This window comes from Gordonibacter pamelaeae, assembly GCF_003340385.1.
Lineage (GTDB): Bacteria > Actinomycetota > Coriobacteriia > Coriobacteriales > Eggerthellaceae > Gordonibacter > Gordonibacter pamelaeae.
Genome location: NZ_PPTS01000001.1, coordinates 474278 through 492323 on the forward strand (window position 1 = coordinate 474278; position 18046 = coordinate 492323).

General features: G+C 65.9%; 15 protein-coding genes and 1 pseudogene. 15 read left to right on the forward strand and 1 reads right to left on the reverse strand.

What is annotated here, in order from left to right; genetic code table 11:
* Window positions 1–14: 14 nt before the first annotated feature.
* The 7 genes and pseudogenes from C1877_RS02030 to C1877_RS02055 all read left to right on the forward strand — a co-directional run bounded on the left by C1877_RS02030 (window position 15) and on the right by C1877_RS02055 (window position 6997).
* Window positions 15–1640, forward strand: a complete 1626-nt coding sequence (locus tag C1877_RS02030; protein WP_114568220.1) for a bifunctional diguanylate cyclase/phosphodiesterase — start codon at window positions 15–17, stop codon at window positions 1638–1640.
* On the forward strand, window positions 1621–3087 hold the full coding sequence (locus tag C1877_RS02035; protein ID WP_181813771.1) for a leucine-rich repeat protein: 1467 nt from the start codon (window positions 1621–1623) through the stop codon (window positions 3085–3087). The genes C1877_RS02030 and C1877_RS02035 overlap by 20 nt, the downstream gene beginning before the upstream one ends.
* Window positions 2997–3356, forward strand: a pseudogene (locus tag C1877_RS15980) (leucine-rich repeat protein); the annotation flags it as partial. The gene C1877_RS02035 and the pseudogene C1877_RS15980, both read left to right, overlap by 91 nt.
* A 21-nt stretch (window positions 3357–3377) precedes the next feature.
* Window positions 3378–5096 (forward strand): leucine-rich repeat domain-containing protein, encoded by a 1719-nt coding sequence (locus C1877_RS02040; protein WP_244909766.1) that lies wholly within the window; start codon window positions 3378–3380, stop codon window positions 5094–5096.
* Window positions 5097–5296: 200 nt separating this feature from the next.
* Entirely contained in the window at window positions 5297–5728 is a 432-nt protein-coding gene (locus tag C1877_RS02045; RefSeq protein WP_147274494.1) for a hypothetical protein, read from the forward strand.
* An 87-nt stretch (window positions 5729–5815) separates the two neighbouring features.
* The gene (locus C1877_RS02050; protein WP_015540010.1) at window positions 5816–6400 is read left to right on the forward strand and encodes a hypothetical protein; all 585 of its coding nucleotides are present in this window, start codon (window positions 5816–5818) and stop codon (window positions 6398–6400) included.
* 138 nt (window positions 6401–6538) lie between these two features.
* Window positions 6539–6997 (forward strand): hypothetical protein, encoded by a 459-nt coding sequence (locus C1877_RS02055; RefSeq protein ID WP_049784134.1) that lies wholly within the window; start codon window positions 6539–6541, stop codon window positions 6995–6997.
* Window positions 6998–7081: 84 nt separating this feature from the next.
* On the opposite strand, the gene C1877_RS02060 is transcribed toward C1877_RS02055, so the two are convergent.
* Window positions 7082–9220: an aldehyde ferredoxin oxidoreductase gene (locus C1877_RS02060; RefSeq protein WP_015540009.1), complete on the reverse strand. Its 2139-nt coding sequence runs from the start codon at window positions 9218–9220 to the stop codon at window positions 7082–7084.
* Window positions 9221–9607: 387 nt separating this feature from the next.
* Between C1877_RS02060 and C1877_RS02065 the strand changes: the two genes are divergently transcribed.
* From C1877_RS02065 to C1877_RS02100, 8 genes are all read left to right on the forward strand, one after another.
* Window positions 9608–10369 carry a ferredoxin-like protein gene (locus C1877_RS02065; protein ID WP_015540008.1) on the forward strand — a complete coding sequence of 254 codons (762 nt, stop codon included), beginning with the start codon at window positions 9608–9610 and terminating at the stop codon, window positions 10367–10369.
* 73 nt (window positions 10370–10442) lie between these two features.
* Window positions 10443–11123 (forward strand): molecular chaperone TorD family protein, encoded by a 681-nt coding sequence (locus C1877_RS02070; RefSeq protein WP_015540007.1) that lies wholly within the window; start codon window positions 10443–10445, stop codon window positions 11121–11123.
* A 50-nt stretch (window positions 11124–11173) separates the two neighbouring features.
* On the forward strand, window positions 11174–13375 hold the full coding sequence (locus C1877_RS02075) for a molybdopterin-containing oxidoreductase family protein (protein WP_114568224.1): 2202 nt from the start codon (window positions 11174–11176) through the stop codon (window positions 13373–13375).
* The gene (locus C1877_RS02080) at window positions 13375–13917 is read left to right on the forward strand and encodes a 4Fe-4S dicluster domain-containing protein (protein WP_041239563.1); all 543 of its coding nucleotides are present in this window, start codon (window positions 13375–13377) and stop codon (window positions 13915–13917) included. The genes C1877_RS02075 and C1877_RS02080 overlap by 1 nt, the downstream gene beginning before the upstream one ends.
* 6 nt (window positions 13918–13923) lie before the next feature.
* Window positions 13924–14817 (forward strand): NrfD/PsrC family molybdoenzyme membrane anchor subunit, encoded by an 894-nt coding sequence (gene nrfD, locus C1877_RS02085; RefSeq protein WP_015540004.1) that lies wholly within the window; start codon window positions 13924–13926, stop codon window positions 14815–14817.
* A gap of 226 nt (window positions 14818–15043) precedes the next feature.
* Window positions 15044–15739, forward strand: coding sequence for a polyphosphate polymerase domain-containing protein (locus C1877_RS02090; RefSeq protein ID WP_041239562.1), 696 nt, complete (start codon window positions 15044–15046; stop codon window positions 15737–15739).
* 12 nt (window positions 15740–15751) lie between these two features.
* Window positions 15752–16435: a DUF4956 domain-containing protein gene (locus tag C1877_RS02095; protein WP_114568225.1), complete on the forward strand. Its 684-nt coding sequence runs from the start codon at window positions 15752–15754 to the stop codon at window positions 16433–16435.
* A 10-nt stretch (window positions 16436–16445) separates the two neighbouring features.
* Window positions 16446–18035, forward strand: a complete 1590-nt coding sequence (locus C1877_RS02100; protein WP_015540003.1) for a CotH kinase family protein — start codon at window positions 16446–16448, stop codon at window positions 18033–18035.
* Window positions 18036–18046 lie beyond the last annotated feature (11 nt).

The window sequence follows — 18046 nt, forward strand, 5'->3', positions numbered from 1 at the left end:
ATTGCCCGAATGATTTGACCGGCGACGGCGCGGGGGGCGGAAACGCCCCTTCGCCGAACGAGAAGGGAGGAAGGCATGGCCCGGATGCTCTCGAAAGCCCGCGAGGCCGCCGCCTCCCCGGCTCCGGCCTCCCCGTCGGGGGGGGGGGCTTCCTCCCGAAGCCTGAACGCCTAGTCTCTGACCCGTCCGGCCCCCGGCCTTCCGGAAGCGGGGGGGGGTCCGCAGCGCCCCTCACAACCCTCTGCCCCGAGCGCGATAGCCTCACCGGGCTCGAGACGCGCAACGGATTCCTCGCGCATGTAGGGGCTCTCGTCGCGGCGCACCCCTCGGTCCCGTACGCCCTCGCGTGCGTCGACGTGGACCGCTTCTGCGCCTACAACGCCCGCTTCGGGCATGCGGCCGGCGACGCCCTGCTCATCGACCTTGGCAGCGCCATCTCGCGCGTGCTCTCCCCGGAGAGCGCCGGCGCGCGCCTCCACGCGGACCGGTTCGCCCTGCTTGTGCCCCGACCGTTGCTGGACGAGGCCGTGTTCCTCACCCGTTTCTCGCACCGCCCCGAGGGCGCATTCTGCAGCGTCCGGTCGGGCGTGTACGAGATCGGGGACGTCGCCCCCCGCCCCGCCGACATGCTCGACAACGCGCTCCTCGCCCTCCGCGCCGCGAAGCGCGGCGCGGGCGAGCGCCGGACGCTGACCTACCACCGTGGGCTGCGCGAAGAGGCCCTCTTCTTCCAGGACGTCGTCCGCGAGTTCGCGCCCGCGTTGCGAGACGGCCTGATAGGCCCCCGGTTCCAGCCCATCGTCTCGTATCCCGGCGGCAGCGTGGCGGGGGTCGAGGTCCTCGCGCGCTGGAAGCATGCGGAGGGTGGCCGCACGGACCCCTCCCGCTTCGTCCCCGTGCTCGAGGAGGCGGGGTTCGCCGCCGAGCTCGACATGCACATGGTCGTGCGCGCGCTCGTCCACCTCAAGGGCTGGGTCGACCGGGGGCTCGGGACGGTTCCCGTCTCGGTCAACCTGTCCCGCTCATCACTGCGGGCCCCCGGGCTGCCGGACAGGATGACGGCCCTGCTCGACGCGTACCGCCTCCCGTCCAGCCTGATCTGCCTCGAGGTTTCCGAGGAGGCGTGGAGCTCCGACCCGGCGCAGCTCAAGGCGGCGCTCTCCCGGCTCCGCGACGCCGGGTTCTCCATCGCGGTCGACGACTTCGGCGCGGGCGCCACGTCGCTCGAGGACCTGGCCGGCTCCCCCGTGGACGTCATAAAGATCGACAAGTCCTTCCTCCGCTCGCAAATGTCGGAGCGCGATGGGATGGTAGTCAAATCCCTCGTGCGGCTCGCCCACGACCTGGGCCTGGCCGTCGTCGTCGAGGGCGTCGAGACCGAGGAGCAGGCCCTGTTCCTGAAAGAGGCGGGGGTCGATCGCGCGCAAGGGTACCTGTACGCGCCGCCGCTGGACAGAGCCTCGTTCGAGGCGCTGCTTGGGGGGGGGGGGTCTGAGCGCGGAGGGGGCTCCCCCCCCCTGCGAATCGGGCTGATACCGAAGCCCCGAGGGGGCCGGAAGGGAGCAGGGGGCGGAAAGCGCCCGGAGCGCGCGGATGAAGTGGGCGTCGAGAGGTTCTTTCATGAAGAAGGCAAAGGTTGAGAAAAGCGGCGCCAAGCGCAAGATCGGGCGCGTGAGAAGTAGCGCGAGGGCGTGCGTCGGCGTGATGTGCGCGGCGCTCCTGCTGGTGGGGGCGATGCCGACGGCCTCGGGCGCGTTCGGAGAGGATGCGCCGGAAGGCACGGGCGCGCCAGAAGCCACGGAGACCGTTCCCTGCGTGCTGGCCGCGGGGAATCCTACCAAGGAAGGGCCCGCCCCCGAGCCCGCCTTCGATGCAGGAGCGCAGGAAGACCCTGAGGACGGGCCCGAAGCGGCCCCCCTGCCCGACGGGGATTCAGATGCGGAGGGCGACCCGGTCCCCGGAGGGGACGCGCAGAATGACCTCGAGGTCCCCGGCTTGGGAACTCCGGAGGATCCCTGCGCCGTCCAGAGCGGCCTTGGCGCTGCGGAGGCGGTACCCGTTCCCGCAACGGCTGAAGAGGGGCCCCTGTCGGCTGCGCCCCGGGCGGGTACCGACCCTGCCGGGTTCAGTTGGAAATACGCGGATATCGGCGATACCAACACCTGCAAGATAGTCGGATACAACGACAAGGTGATCACGTCGGGAACCGTACACGTGCCGGCTAGGAACCCCGTGAACAACAAGAAGGTCGTCGCGCTCGAAGGAGCGAGGAATTCCTCGGGAGTTGAAGTAGGTTACACGTACCAAAATCTGAAGTGCGGCATCGACTTCTCCTCCGCGACCAACCTGGAGCGCATTGGCAACAGGGCTTTTCAGGGTTCGGGCTTGTCTGGGGTGATCAATTTCTCCGGTTGCACAAGCCTTGAGAAGATTGAAACGCAGGCTTTCCAGGACTCTTCGGGCGTAACGAGCGTAGTGCTTCCCCCCAATATCGTGAAGATCGTGAGCTATGCCTTTGCGGGATGCACGGGTATCACGGGGCCGCTGACTCTTCCGAAGTCGCTTGAAGTTCTCGGAGAATCAGTGTTCGACGGCTGCAAGCTCACCAGACTCTCGATCCCTTCGGACATCGCCCTGACGTCGATCCCCAAATACGCGTTTCGCAATAACAGCCTGACAGGCAAAATCGTGTTCCCCTCTCAGATCACGTCCTTCGGGTCCTTTGCTTTCGGCGGAGATGACGACAGCAAGAACAGTCTTACATCCGTCGAGTTCCAGGCAACAGGGTTGCTGTCCGTGGGGGCAAGTGCGTTCAAGAACAATCAGATAGCGAACGATCCGATAACCGGCAAGAGCTTCTCGATGCTGGGCGAGTTCGCCTTCGCGAATAACAATCTTTCGAGGAGGATCTCTTTCGAAGGAGATTGGAGCGGCTATCCCGGAAACGGCATCATCGCAGGCAACGAGATGGTGGAGGAAGTGGTCTTGTCCCCGCATTGGTTGCTTGTCCCGGATCGGATGTTCGATGGGGTAAGCCATCTGAAAAGCGTCCAGTTTCCTACCGGAGAAAAAAGATCTCTCACATAGGGAGTCAGGCATTCCGCGGATGCACAGGCATCGAGGAGATCGACTTCAAAGACGCGCCCCTAGCCGACTCTGAACCGAACAGTATCGCGATAGGCGCATCGGCTTTCGAGGGATGCACCTCGCTGCGCGCGGTTCATGTTGGCAACGGCGTCTTCGGGAGCCAGAGTCGCGTCACCCTGACGATAGGTGACTCCGCGTTCAAGGGCTGCACGGCCCTCTCCTTCATCGACATCCCCGAGCCGACCAGCGGGGTGACGACGTTCAGCGTCAACATCGGGAACCGGGCGTTCATGGACACCAACCTCGGCGCGTTCCCCGGCCCCGACAACACCGCCCTCGGCTTCCTCCCGTTCGACCGCCGAAGAGTCCTCTCGATCGGCGCGTCCGCCTTCGAGAACGCCGGGCTCAAGGGCGTCACGCTGCCCGACACCCTTGGATCCGTCGGGGATCGGGCCTTCGCGGGCAACCACATGACGAACCTGGAGCTGCCGAGGAACAAGAGCCTGGACGAGCCGGGCAAGGTCGGGTCGGACATCCTGGCGGACCAGACGGTCAAGACGCCCGCCGTCTGGGGCGACTCGATCAAGGGCGGCCCGGGCAAGGCCGACATAATCCTCGAGGCCCTCCACGGGCTGGGAGTGGTCCACGGGAGGGTGGACTCGGTGTCCCTGAACGTGCCGAACACTGCTGGCGGCTTCGATCACCTCACGCCTGAAAATAGCGAAACGTGGCCGGAGGACGACAGGGCCACGTACGACAGGGGCCTCGTCACGACCCCGAGCGCCACGTTCACGTACGGCTACCAGGTGTGGAGGGAGGGGGGCGAAAGAGCGCTCTCGCACGGCACCGTGACGCAGGGATCGGTGAAGAAGGGCATCCCGTTCGAATTCTATTACTACGACAACGAGGAATTCTCGGGAACGCCCGACACCCACACTCAGTGGGTGGGGGAGGACTTCTTCCCCGTAGAGAACATGCACGGCTTGGGGAACTTCGGCTTGGAGAAGCCCGGATACCGCACGTTCCCGGGCGCCTACGAACCTCGCTATAACGCCGGATGGAGGGACGGCTCCGGGCCGGGCGACACGGGCCAGCCGGTGGACCCGGAGATCATTCCGGCGGTCGACGGACAGAAACCCAAGTTCTACAACCGATGGATCGCGAACTCCTACAGCGTGTCGTTCGACGACAACTGGGAGGAGATGGTGGCGAAGAGCCCCGAGCTCGGCAAAGACGACGGCTCGGGCACGATCGTGCGCAACGACAGGTGGGTGTCGGGGTCGACGGCGAACATGACGGGGCTGGTCTACGGCGAGTCCGCCCCGCTTCCCGAGAACGGGTTCAAGATGGGGGCCTACGTGTTCGACGGCTGGGCGACGTCCCCGGACCTCGCAGAAGGCGATCGCATGGAGGGTTCGAACTTCTTCTCGCCGGGCGCCTCGATCGCGACGCCGAGCCCCGCGCCCGCACACGAGGCCACCCTCGTGCTCTACGCGCAGTGGAAGGCCGTGGACTACGGCGCGGACGATCCCGCGCTGCTCGGCTTCCTCTCGATCCCGCAGCACATCTCCCTGGAGCCCCACGGAGGCTATCTCTACTCGAAGCCGACCGATCCCGCAGCGGATGCGGACAACCATGCGGTCGTCGTCTCCGCCAAGGAGGAGGGCCCCGGCGCGACCTGGCCCTCCGGTACGTCGTACAAGGTGTCGGTGGTGCGGCCGGGCGCCGGCGCGCCCCTGCTCGCGCTCTCGGGGGACGGCGGCGACGCCAAGGAGATCGACGTGCTCATGGCCGACGGGAGCCTGTACGACCCCGGCCCCAACGGCATCCTCGGCTCCGGGGCCGTGCCCGATCCGCTCATGGTGATCGACCCGCACGACGACGCCCGGAGCAAAGGGTCGTTCTCGCTTAAAAGCGTCGATCCCGCCAGCTCCTTTATGGCCAACGTCCGCTACGCGGGGACGATGACGTTTCGCGTCGACGCCGTCCAGACGGGGGTGGCCCCATGACGCGCGCGCCGCGCCGCCTCCGCGCGGCCATCGCAGCCATCGCGGCCCTCGCCGTGCTCGCGATGGCCTGCGCGCCGGGGACGCCGCCCCCTTCGGCGTGGGCGGCCGACCGGTCGGGAAGCGCGGTCGTCGAGTACGAGCCCTGGTCCTGGCCCTTCGCGATCTCGGCGAGCGGGAGCGGCCAGATAGAGCTGGTCGGGGTGCGCCTGGCGCGGGCGAGCCCGCACCAGGCGGCTCCGGGCGTCGTCGTGCGCGACGGGACGGCCGAGATCGAGGTCGCCCGCGGCCAGGTGCTCGACTTCCGCCTGGAGCCCGACGAGGGGGTCTCCGTCGAGTCCGTGTCCGTCGGGGGAGAGGACGCCGCGGGCAGGCTCGGCGCCGACGGCGTGCTGACGCTGGCGGCGGAGGACGCCCGGGTCGAGCTGGAGGTCGTGTTCGGCCCTGCGGCCCCCGCCGGCGGCTCCGCCGGGGCCGCAGGGCCCCGGGGCGGCCTGGCGCGGACGGGCGACCTCCCCTGGGTCGGCGCCGGCGCGCTGGCGCTGGCGGCCCTCTGTGCCTACGGCGCCGCGCGATGCGCGTCCCGCAGCGACGCGGGCGGCAAGGCGAAGGTTCAACCGCGCGAAAGCGCGTGAACGCATAGGCAGGGGTCCGGCGAAGAGCCGGCCCCCGAGGCAAGCAACGTGCATGCCCGTGGGCATGCGAGCGAAAGGAAGTGAAGCATGAGAATCAAGACGAACCGCAACATGGGCAGGATCCTGCTGGCGGGAGCCTGCGCCGCCGCGCTGGCCGCCGGCTCCGCCGTCCCGGCGTTCGCCGTCGACGAAAAAACCGGGACGACGAACGTGACGTACTCGTCCTCGCAGCAGGTGCCCGGCACCAACGGCTGGGGCTTCGAGATCCCCACCGCCATCCCCTTCGGCCACGACAAGAGCGTGACGGTGGACGCGTCGGTGAACCTGTGCAACATGACCCCCGGCGGCTCGGTCGACCAGATCCCGGAGGCGGACTTCCCCACAGGCGGCGTGGAGCTCAGCCTCCAGTCCGCCAACGGCTTCCAGCTCCAGAAGGCTGCGGCGCCCCTCGACCCGGTCGCCTACAAGATCTCCTACGAAGGCGCGGCGGTGACGAAGCAGTTGTTCGACACGAACGTGGGCCAGACTAAAACCGTCATCGGCAAGTTCACCAAGACGGACCACACGGCTGTGGGCACGGCCGAGCGCGTCGGCGACGCCGGCGAGAGCGGCTCGCACACCGACACGCTCACCTTCAGCTACGATGCCTCCAACACGACCCCCATTCCGTAGGCCCGTTCCCCGACCGACCCGCCATCCCGCCGCGTTCGCGGAGGGATGGCGGCGCTCCGACCCAGAAAGGCGAAACCGAAGTTGAACGACGCCCTTACCACAGACCAACGGCATTCAAAGTGGAGGAAGAGGCGGGTATTGGCCCTCCTCGTCTTCCTGGCGCTCGCCGCCGCAGCGGTGGCGGCAGCGGTCTTCCTGGCGCAGCCGGAAGGCGACGGCGACGGCATCGACCCCTCGGCCACCTCGTACAGCATCCCCGGGTACGACAACCCCGGGGGAGAGCGGGGGAGGATCCGCATACCCACCTACTCCGACTGGGACATGAAGGCGGGAACGGACACCGTGGAGGTGCCCCTCATCAACACGGAGGGGAACCCCTGCTACATGCGGTTCACCGTGAAGCTGTCCGACGGCGGGGAGGTCCTGTACCAATCCGGGCTGGTGCCGCCCGGGCAGGCCATCCCGAGCATCCGCCTGAACCGCACGCTCGACGCCGGCACGTACCCGATCACGGTCGAGATAGCCACGTTCAGCCTGGACGACCCCTCGCAGCCCCTGAACGGGGCCGAGCTGGGAACCGATATAGTGGCCTCGTGACAGACCCTTCTGCCTGTATAAGTGAGTGCAGGCGCCGGAAAAGGGGAGGGGAGAGAAGGCCGGCGCCTGCCGGGGTAGGTCAGCTTACGGCAGCAGGTTGAGCGACTGGAGCTCTTCCTTCACGTCGGCCATGCCGTATTCGTCGAGGCAGGCGGCCGTGGGGCAGCCCAGCTTCTCGTCCCAGCCGAACTTGCCGTACACCATGCCGAGCGCCGTCTGGAAGTCGTCGCGATCCATCTTGTCGGTGCCCTCCGTGAACGGCTGCTTGTCCGGGTCCTTGTCGAAGGCCCAGGCGGTGATCACGTCGTGGTCGGCGCGCAGGTCGTTGTTGCCGAGCGTACCGTCGGCCTTCGTCATGCCGCGCACCGTGTTCGCGCGCTGCAGCGTCATGATCTTGGCGCCGGCCTGGTACAGGTCGTCGGTGGTCAGGTCCTCGCCGGTCACGGCCTTGAAGAACTTGGCCTCCAGGTCAAGGTCGCCGCGGTAGTTGCGGGCCTTCGTGGGGCTCATGGTCATGGGCCACACCCAGTTGCACAGCGTCAGCGAGTCGTGCAGCACGTCGGTCACGAGGCTCCACCAGGCGAAGTTCGCCTTGTGGTCGTTCATGGGCGTGTAGTTCTTGTCCTGGTCGATGGCGTCGGCGCCGCCCCAGACCTCCTCGGCGATCTGCTGCTTCAGCTCGAAGGGCAGGCCGCAGCCCTGGAAGTTCACGGCGGAGTGGATCATGTCGTCGCGGTTGAACATCATGTTGTACACGGCGCCCACCTGGCCGAAGCACTCGATGGAGTGGTGCACGGGCCAGCCGCGGTAGTTTACCAGCGTGGACTTCGCGTTGTCGAACCACGCCTGCTCGTTCCAGCGCTCGCACCACACGTACGGGCCGTGCGCCAAATACGAGATCTCGGAGTCGTTCTGCGCGATCTTCGTGAGGATCTCGATCATGACCGTGGGGTCGCGGCGGTCGGCGTCGAACTTGCCCCAGTCGATGGAAGCGTACTCGGCCTCGGGCAGCACGCGCTTGAACACGCCGTTGGCATGGCAGTAGGCGATGTCGCGGTACAGCTGGGCGTAGTTGCACCACAGGCCCAGGTTGTCCATCGTGTTGGACGTGGTGGTGTCCCACAGGATGGAGAGGTCGCCGTCGTCCTTCAGGCCCATCTTCAGGAAGGGCTCCATGTACACGCTCACGGGGAAGTTCGCGGCGCAGGTGTTGCCGGCAGTCTCGTAGCCCGTGGTCTCCTTCGTGCCCTCCACGCGCAGGTCGGAGTAGCAGTGGATGGGGCAGCTGTGGCAGCCGTTCATCTTGATGGTGTACTTCGAGGCGGCCTCGCCCAGGTCCTTCGTGGACTTCATGCAGCGGTAGCCCACGGTGTTGATCTCGCCGGGCTTCGGCTCGCCCGTCTCGATGGGCTCGCCCTCGGCGGCCTCCCAGAACAGGCCCTTGCGCGCCGTCCAGCGGGAGCCCTTGTCGTAGTACTCGGCCCACTCCTGCTGGGTGGACGGCACCACGTGGTTGTTGTTCGAGCCGATGATCTCGCGCAGCATGTAGTCGGACAGGTCGGCCACCGTCTGCGGGTCCTTCACATTCACGGAGCCGTCGCCTTCCACCACGAGGGCCTTGAGCATCTTCGAGCCCATGACCGCGCCCGTGCCGGCGCCGGCGGAGTGGTTGCGCGAGTTGATGATGCAGGAGTACGGCGTGAGGTTCTCGCCCGAGGGGCCGATGGCGGCCACGCAGGCTTGCACGCTCTCCTTGCGGCAGAGCGCCTCGGTGGCGGCGCGGGTACCCAGGCCCCACACGCCGGCGGCGTCCTTGATGGACACCTGGTCGTTCTTGATGTTCAGGTACACGGGCTTGCTGGAGGCGCCCTCCACCACGATGGCGTCGTAGCCGGCCAGCTTTATCTTCGCGCCCAGCATGCCGCCGCAGTGGGCGTCGACGATGAGGTGGTCCTTCGAGAATGTGGACAGCGAGCAGATGGTGGTACGGCCGGCCAGCGGCACGCCGGAGGCCGTGAGGGGGCCCACGGCGAAGACGATCTTGTTCTCGGGGGAGAAGGGATCGGTGCCGGCGGGAACCTCGTCGAACATGATCTTGTTCGCCAGGCCCATGCCGCCGATATACTCTTTGTAGGGGTCGGTCGGTTGCGTCGTGATCGAGCCGGTGCTCAGATTGACGCGGAGGATCTTACCGGCCCATCCGTACGATGTTTCGTCAGCCATGTTGCATCTCCAAATCTTGGATAGACTACTGGTTCGTGTTGTGTGGGAACCGTCGGCCGCGATGCGAGCGCTGACAACAATCGTCGTGCCGCCAGTATGCCGACCCGCGCGCCCAGGGTATACCCTCTTTGGGGGTAATTCCGCAAAATCGCCGTTCAGGAAGCAGAATTCCCTCAAAGAGGGGAGGGCGCCAACCGCGCGCACGGCATACTTCCAAGCGTTGTGTGGTACCGCGAATCGGAAGCGAGCCGAGCGCAGCCACCCCGAGGGCGCACGCCCGCCGCGCGAAGGCGACGGCGGCAAGACGAGCGAGCACGAGCGCGTCGGCGGGGGAGGCATACGGAAACGACACTCACGGAACTCTCGTGAGGGAGGGAGCACCAGGCTATGTCAGATTCCAATCTGCACCAGAACACCTCAGAGGACCAGGGCGTTCCGAGCGGCGCGCCTGCAACGACCGGAACCGCGCCCGCGCCCGAGAACGTGCCAGGCGAGGGGGAGCACAAGAGCAAGACGTTCACGCGACGCAGCGTGCTGGCCATGGCGGGCTGCGGCGTGGCCGGCCTTGTGGTGGGCGGCGTGCTGGCCTCGTGGGGCGTCACGTCGAAGTCCATCGCCTCCGGGCGCATAGAGATCCGCACGACCCCGACGAAGATGATCGTGACCGACCGCGCCCGCTGCTCGGGCTGCCAGCGCTGCGAGATGGCCTGCACGCTGAAGAACGACGGTCGCGTCTGCCAGCACATCGCGCGCGTGCGCGTGTGGCCCAACTACAACTTCGGCACGAACGTGGGCAGCACCGACGGCGCCTACGGCAACTGCGAGTTCACCGTGGAGCACTGCAAGCAGTGCGAGGACCCCGCGTGCATGAACTATTGCCCGGTCCATGCCATCTACGCCGACGAGAAGTCCGGCGCGCGCAAGGTGGACGCCGACCGCTGCATCGGCTGCGGCATGTGCAGCCAGGCGTGCCCGTGGAACATGCCGGTGGTGGACTCCGAGACGGGCGTGTCCACGAAGTGCATCTCGTGCGGCCGCTGCGCCGAGCAGTGCCCGAACGGCGCCATCAAGTTCATCGACTGGGAGGATATCGCGCAGAAGGTCATCGATCAGGGCGTTGTGAGGACGACGACCCTCGTGCAGGCGTGATGACGCCCGGTGCAGCCCCCGCGCGCCGCGCAGGCGGCGCAGGGAGCGGAGAGAGCGGAAAGGAGGAAGGGCGATGATGGAGGACGAGGCCGTGTTCTCGGTGCTCGCGCAGTGCTTCGGCCCGGTGGACGAGAGCTCGTGGAACCAGCTGGCCGGCAGCTCGCTGTGGTCGGACTTCCTCGACGGAGCGCGCCGCGCCATGCAGGATGCGGAGCTGGGCGTGCAGGCGGCCCCTGCCGCACGGGCGCGCAAGCGCTGCCCGCTACAGGAGTTCCTGTCGTCGGGCGAGGTGAACGCGCTGTTCGCACCGCCGACGTACGAAGAGAAGCAGGCCTTCGCCGCCCGCCACTTCACGGGAGGGCTCCCCGAGTCCGCCGTGCCGGTGGAGTCGCTCTACCGCACGTGGTCCGCAGGGGCCGCGCCCGCCCCGTTCTCGCAGCAACAGGGGCTGTACCTGGGAGATTCGGCACACTACCTGCGCGAGCTGGTGGAGCGGCTGGGCATGGAGGTACCGCCCGCGTTCGCGGCGTGCCCCGACCACCTGGCGCTCGAGCTCGATCTCGTGGCCGTGATGCTGCGGTCCGGCATGCGGGAGGAGGCCCGGCAGTTCCTCGCGGAGCGCTTCGCCTGGCTCACCGCGTACCGCATGCGGCTCTTGGCCCTGGAGGACGACGCCCGCTTCTACATCGGGCTCGTCGACGTGATCCTGGCCATCCGCGCGCAGCAGACGACCGCCGATGCGGTGGTCGCATGAGTGCCGACGATAAGAGAACTCACGTGCATGCATACAGAGAGGAAACAGCTATGTCAGAAAACGCTATAACCAGGCGAAGCTTCCTGGCTGGCAGCGCTGGGGCGGTTGCGCTCACGGCAGCGGCCGGCTATATGGGCTTCGACGCTTGGGAGCAGGCGCATGCTGATGACGCATCGGGAGGCGGCGAGACCAAGACCGTCCACACGCTGTGCAACGCCTGCTCGAGCAAATGCGGCTACACGGCCTACGTGGTCAACGGCCGCTTGACGAAGCTCATCGGCGATACGGACCACCCCTACTCCAAGGGCAAGCTCTGCGCCCGCGGCTACGGCTACTCGCAGATCGCCTACTCGGAGGACCGCCTCACCGACCCGCTGAAGAAGAACGGCCAGGGCAAGTTCGAGGCCATCTCGTGGGACCAGGCTTACAGCGAGATCGCCGAGAAGGTGCGCGCCATCATCGACGCCGACGGCCCCCAGGCGCTCGCGATGGTGCAGGATCCGCGTCCCAGCGGCAAGTACTACACGAAGCGCTTCATGAACGCGCTGGGGTCGGCGAACGTGTACACGCACGGCGCCGCCTGCAACCTGTCCAAGGAAAGCGGCATGACGCAGGCCATCGGCACGGGCAGCTACTCGTCCGACGTGGCGAACTCCAAGATGACCATGTTCATCGGCCGCAACTACGCCGACGCCATCCGCCCCAGCTCCGTGGTCGCGCTGCAGAAGGCCCACGAGAAGGGCGCGCACATCGTGCTGGTGGACCCGCGCTGCAACAACAGCCGCGTGTTCGCCGACGAATGGGTGCCCATCAACCCGGGCACCGACCTGGCGCTCGTGCTGGCCATGAGCAACGTGCTGGTGACGCATGGCCGCTACGACAAGGAGTTCGTGGCTGCGAACACCGTCGGCTTCGACGAGTGGGCCAAGGAGCTCGCGGAGTACCCGCCCGAGTGGGCCGAGGGCGTCACGGGCATCCCGGCCGACACCATCGCGCGTTTGGCGATGGAGTTCGCCGAGGCGGCCCCCGCGGCCTCCATCGAGCCCAGCTGGCGCGGCGCGTTCGGCTGCTCGTACGAGAACTCGGGCGAGACGGCGCGCGCCATCTGCCTGTTCAACACGCTGCTGGGCTGCTGGAACCAGAAGGGCGGCGCGCTCTTCACGCCCAGCGTGTCGGCCGGCAAGCTCTCCGACGAGCGCTTCGCCGACCCGAAGAAGCCCGAGGGCAAGCAGGTGGGCGCGGCCGAGTACCCGCTCGCGCTGTCGAGCATGGGCACGAACCTCGCCGCCGCCCAGGCCGCGGAGGACGGCACCGTGAAGGGCATGTTCTTCTACAATTCGAACATGGCCGCCGGCTACTCGAACACGGCGAAGCTGGCCGAGCTTTTGGGTAAGCTGGACCTCATGGTGGTCGTGGACGTGCAGATGTCCGAGACGGCGATGCTCGCCGACTACGTGCTGCCCGACACGAGCTACCTGGAGCGCCTGGAGCTGCCCGAGTTCATCGGCGGCAAGGTTCCGGCCGTGGCGCTGCGCGACCAGGTGATCGACGTGGTGCACCCGAACACGAGGCCGGTCGACCGGATCTTCTCCGAGCTGGCCGAGGCGTGCGGCGTGGGCGAGTACTTCCGCTTCGGCGTGGACGAGCTGGCCGACGCGCAGCTGCAGACGGTGGGCCTCTCGCTCGACGCGCTCAAGCAGACGGGCACGGCGCACTTCCTCGAGAAGGAGTTCGCCTACGGCACGGCGCCGAAGTTCAAGACGCCTACCGAGAAGGTGCAGTTCACGAGCGAGGCATGCGAGAAGGCGGGCCTGTCGGCCGCGCCCGTGTGGGTGGAGCCGGCCGTCATGCCCATGGGCGACGAGCTGCGGCTCATCGGCGGCAAGCAGGCCATCCACAGCCACACGCAGACCGCGAACATCGAAGACCTCATGCAGATCACGAAGGATTACGACCTGACCCGCGTGTGGATCAACGCCGACGTGGCCCGACGCCTGGGCATCGAGGACGGCGACGAGGTGGAGGTGTCGAACACCCAGCACACGGGCCGCGTCCGCGCGAAGGTGACGCAGCGCATGAACCCCACGGCGCTGTACATGCCCAGCCACTACGGGTGCTCGTCGCCCGACCAGCACACCGCCTACGAGGTGGGCCTGCGCCAGATGGACTTCGTGCCGTTCCATTTGGAGCCGGCCTACGGGGGCGCATGCACGCAGGAGGCGGTCGTGACCGTTAAGAAGGTAGGTGCGTAATGGCCCGTTACGGAATGCTCATCAACACCAAGAAATGCATCGGCTGCTACGCGTGCCGCGTGGCCTGCCAGCGCCAGAACGACCTCCTGCCCACGCAGGACTTCATCCGCTACGAGGAGCACGAGACGGGCACGTACCCGAACGTGGCCATCGAGACGGTGCCGCTGCAGTGCATGCACTGCGAGGACGCCCCCTGCGCGGCCGTGTGCCCCACGGGCGCGGCCTACATCGGCGCCGACGGCATCGTGGGCGTGGACGAGGGGCGCTGCATCGGCTGCAAGTACTGCATGGCCGCCTGCCCCTACCAGGTGCGCGTGCACAACGAGAAGACGGGCACGGTGGACAAGTGCCGCTTCTGCACCGTGTCGGCCGAGACGAGCGGCACGAAGATGTGCTCGTGCGTGGAGGCGTGCCTCACGGGAGCGCGCATCTTCGGCGACCTGGACGATCCCGCCAGCGACATCTCGAAGGAGATCGCCGCGACGAACGCCCAGCCTATCGCAGGCGACCTGACCAAATCCAAAGTATTCTACGTGAGGTGATGAGCGATGTCATTCGAACCTATCTGGGGCGCCATCATCGCATGGTACCTGTTCCTCGCCGGTTTGGGCGGCGGTGCGTTCATCACGTCCGCCTTCCTGGGCTGGCGCCATCCCGAGGCCGTGTCGATGCGCAAGGTGGGGCACCTCATCGCCCCCATCGCGGTCATCGTGGGCCTGGTGCTGCTCATGTTCGACGCCGAGGGCGGCCTGCACAACCCGCTGCGCTTCGCGCTGCTGCTCACCAACTTCGGCTCCGTGATGACGTGGGGCGTCGTGTTTTTGGGCGGCTTCACCGTGGTGGCCCTGGTCGTGGTGGTGCTGGACTTCCTGAAGAAGTCGGTGCCGGTGTGGCTGGACATCGTGGGCGTGGTGTTCGCGGTGTGCGTGGGCGCCTACACGGGCGCGCTCCTGGGCGTGTGCAAGACGTTCCCCTTGTGGAACAACGCGCTTCTGCCCATCCTGTTCTTGGTGTCGGCCGTGTCGGCGGGTGCCGCCAGCGTGCTCTTGGTGGCCGTCATCCGGCATGCTGACGAGTTCAACCGCGTGGGCGTGCTGAAGAAATTCCACTTCTGCCTGCCTATCATCGAGCTGGTGCTGGTGGCCGCGCTCATGTTCATCACCAGCTCCAACTCCGTGGCCGGCTGGAACTCGGTCATGAGCCTGCTGGTGGGCTCCTACGCGCCGCTGTTCTGGATCGGCCTGGTGCTCATCGGCCTGGTGCTGCCCACGGCGCTGGAGACGTGGCTTCTGTTCTTCAGCCCGAAGGAGTTCGAGGAGAGCCGCAAGGCGCACTGGATCAGCTTCGGCTCCGACGCCGGCGTGCTGGTGGGCGGCTTCCTGCTGCGCTTCCTGGTAGTCATGGCCGCGCTGCCGGTGACCATCACGGTGCCCATGCTGTAAGGAGAAGGCACCGTGCCCCGCGCCCCAGCTGAAAGCCGTTTGCGGAGAAAAGGTGCTCGTTCGTAAACAAGCGCGGCGTCCCAGGTAGGGGCGCCGCGCTTGTTGTGTATAGAGGTAGGGGAGAGATTCATCCGCAAGTTGAAGCGTTCTGCAATCGAGGAATAACGTCAGCCAGGAGTATAATTGGTCAATCATTCGGAAAAGGGGTAGCAGCACGGGAGCTAACGTGAGGAACGTCAGCCGAAAAGAGAAGAAGTTCCTCGTCGACATGGCGAGCGCGAAGCAGCTCGAGGGGTTGCTGTCGCAGGTGGTGCCCGGCGATCTGCACAACGGCTCGCACGGCTACCCGGTGCGCTCGCTCTACTTCGACACGCTGCACGACCGTGACTTCGCCGAAAAGCTGTTCGGCACCGATCCCCGCCGCAAGGTGCGGCTGCGCGTATACGATCCCACGGCCGATTTCGCGCTCTTGGAGCTCAAGCAGAAGCAAGGCGAGAACCAGCGCAAACGCTCGCTGCCCTTGATGCGGGCCGAGGCGCGCCGGCTCATCGAGGGCGATTTCGACGGGCTGCTCGACCGACCTGAGCCCTTCGCAGCCGAGATCCACGCGCTCATGAGCATCAACGGCTACCGGCCGAAAGCCATCGTGGAGTACGACCGCACCGCGTTCATCGCGAAGGAGAACAAGACGCGCGTGACGTTCGACCGCAACATCCGCGCGACGGAGCTGAACCAGGGCCTGTTCGACCCCAAACTGCCCCTGTATCCGGTGTTCGACCCGTTCAACGTGGTGCTGGAAGTGAAGTTCGACGGCTTTTTGCTCAGCTACATCCGGTCGATGCTGAACATGGTGGACAAGAGCGAGCTGTCGGTGAGCAAATACTGCCTCGCCCGCAGCGTGCGCATGGCGTACCAGTTTTAAAGAGGAGAGACCGTGAAAGAGCAACTGTACCAACTGTTCCAGGGAACCACAGGCGCGCCCACGGTGGAGGACCTTCTGCTGCGCGTGGGCGTGTCGGTGGTGATAGGCCTGGCCATCTTCGTGTCGTACTGGATCTCTCACGCGGGCACCATCTACTCGCAGAAGTTCAACATCAACCTCATCACGCTCACCATCCTCACGGCCACGGTGATGACGGTCATCGGCAACAACATCGCGCTATCGCTCGGCATGGTGGGCGCGCTGTCCATCGTGCGCTTCCGCACGGCCATCAAGGACCCGCGCGACACCACCTACATCTTCTGGGCCATCATCTGCGGCATCTGCTGCGGCGTGGGCATGTTCATGGCGGCGGCCATCGGCAGCGTGGCCGTGTTCGTGGTGATGCTTATCCTGGGGCGCGTGCGCAACGACGTGCGCACGCTGCTGGTGGTGCGCGCCGCGCGCACGCAGGAGCTGCCCGTCGAGGGCAAGGTGTACGAGTACTTCGGCGGCCGTGCCGTGCAGCGCGTGAAGAACACCACCGAGGACGCCGTCGAATTCATGTTCGAATTGTCGCGCGGCATGCTGGAGCGCGCGCAGAAGAAGGTCGAGCACCCCATCACCGAGGAGCTGTACGCGCTCGGCGGCGTGGAGTATGTGAACGTCGTGGCCCAAAACGACGAGATCGGCAGCTAGCGCGCAGGGCATGGAGGCGTTGCGAGGGCGGAAATACCAGATCATAGCCATGGCGGCCATCGTGGCCGTCGTGGCGGCGGGCGTCGTGGGCACGTTGACGGACAGCGGCGGCACCGACCTTCCCGAGCGCTACCACCAGCATGAGAAGGCCCAGCAACTGGCCGACCTTCCCGAAGCCGACCGAGTTGCGGCATCCGGCACGAACATCGACGCGGCAACGTTCGCCTCGCATTTGCCGGTGGTGAGCATCGACACCGGCGAGCAGGAGATTCCTGGCGAGCGGGTAATCTCCACCGAAGACGCCGCAGTCGAGGCCGAAGCTGCAGACGCAACGGTTGCGGAAGACGAGCATGCGGGCCCCGTGACGCTCGCTGCGGACGGCAGTACCACCATTCCTACTTCGTTTTCGCTGTTCAGCAACGATGGTGCTGCGAACCGCTTGAGCGATGCCGCCGTGCTCTCCACGCAGGCCGAGCTGCGCATCCGCGGACACTCGTCGCGTTTGTTCGATAAGAAAAGTTATCTTGTCCACTTCACTGAACAAGACCGCCTCACCGCGCGCAACCTCGATGTGCTCGACATGGGTGCTGACAACGAGTGGGTGCTCAACGGCCCCTTCCTCGACAAAACCATGATACGCAACTACCTTTCCATGAACATCGCGGGCGAGATCATGCCCTACACGCCAGACGTACGCTTTTGCGAGCTCTTCATCGACGGGAAGTACCAGGGCGTCTACTTGCTTATGGAGTCGGTCAAGCACGATGACGATCGCGTGGCGCTTACCGATTCCGATCCGAAGTCCGCTGCCACAAGCTACATCGTGAGCCGCGACTGGGAGGATGCCACGAACGCGACGAACGTCTATGACTTCCTGAACGTGATTCGCATCACCCGGGGAGCTCCGCTCGAGGTGACCTACCCTTCGCAGCGCATCATCACGGAGGAGCAGTTTGCGTGGATCGAGCAAGACATCAACGCGTTCGAGAAAGCGCTGTATTCCTACGACTACGACACTTCATCCTACGGATACTGGAACTTCATCGACGTGGGAACGTTCGTCGATTACGCGGTCATCAACGAGTTCACCGGCAATATCGATGCAGGCTCCTACTCTACCTACTTCTATAAGGATGTGCGCGGCAAGCTCAGCGCCGGCCCCGTGTGGGATTTCAACAACGCGTTCAACAACTATATGGACAGCGATCTGTCCGACATGGGGTTCTTCGTTAATACGAAGCCCGTCTTTTACATGTTGTACAAAGATGAAGCGTTCGTTCATCGAGTGATCGCCCGTTACCGCGAGCTGCGCGAAGACTCGCTTTCCGACGAGCGGATGCTGACGATGATCGACGAGACTATCGATTATTTGGGACCCGCTATCGAGCGGAATTACACGGTGTGGGGATACTCGTTCGACGCGCGAGCGGTCCATGACGACGAGAAGCTCTTCCCCGAAGAGCGCAACCCTGGTTCATTTGACGAGGCGGTCGGGCAGCTGAAAAGCTATATCGTCGAGCGCGGGGCTTGGATGGACCGCAACATCGAGAACCTGCGCCAGCTCTCGCATGAGTCGGTCAACAAGAAGTACAACCATTAGGAAGGGGGCTG

Excerpts from the sequence above, each read along its gene's own strand:
- C1877_RS02065 (WP_015540008.1), top strand. The coding sequence starts at position 9,608 with ATGTCAGATTCCAATCTGCACCAGAACACCTCAGAGGACCAGGGCGTT.
- C1877_RS02080 (WP_041239563.1), top strand. The coding sequence starts at position 13,375 with ATGGCCCGTTACGGAATGCTCATCAACACCAAGAAATGCATCGGCTGC.
- C1877_RS02070 (WP_015540007.1), top strand. The coding sequence starts at position 10,443 with ATGATGGAGGACGAGGCCGTGTTCTCGGTGCTCGCGCAGTGCTTCGGC.
- C1877_RS02040 (WP_244909766.1), top strand. The coding sequence starts at position 3,378 with ATGGACACCAACCTCGGCGCGTTCCCCGGCCCCGACAACACCGCCCTC.
- C1877_RS02035 (WP_181813771.1), top strand. The coding sequence starts at position 1,621 with ATGAAGAAGGCAAAGGTTGAGAAAAGCGGCGCCAAGCGCAAGATCGGG.
- C1877_RS02050 (WP_015540010.1), top strand. The coding sequence starts at position 5,816 with ATGAGAATCAAGACGAACCGCAACATGGGCAGGATCCTGCTGGCGGGA.
- C1877_RS02100 (WP_015540003.1), top strand. The coding sequence starts at position 16,446 with ATGGAGGCGTTGCGAGGGCGGAAATACCAGATCATAGCCATGGCGGCC.
- C1877_RS02075 (WP_114568224.1), top strand. The coding sequence starts at position 11,174 with ATGTCAGAAAACGCTATAACCAGGCGAAGCTTCCTGGCTGGCAGCGCT.
- nrfD (WP_015540004.1), top strand. The coding sequence starts at position 13,924 with ATGTCATTCGAACCTATCTGGGGCGCCATCATCGCATGGTACCTGTTC.
- C1877_RS02060 (WP_015540009.1), bottom strand. The coding sequence starts at position 9,220 with ATGGCTGACGAAACATCGTACGGATGGGCCGGTAAGATCCTCCGCGTC.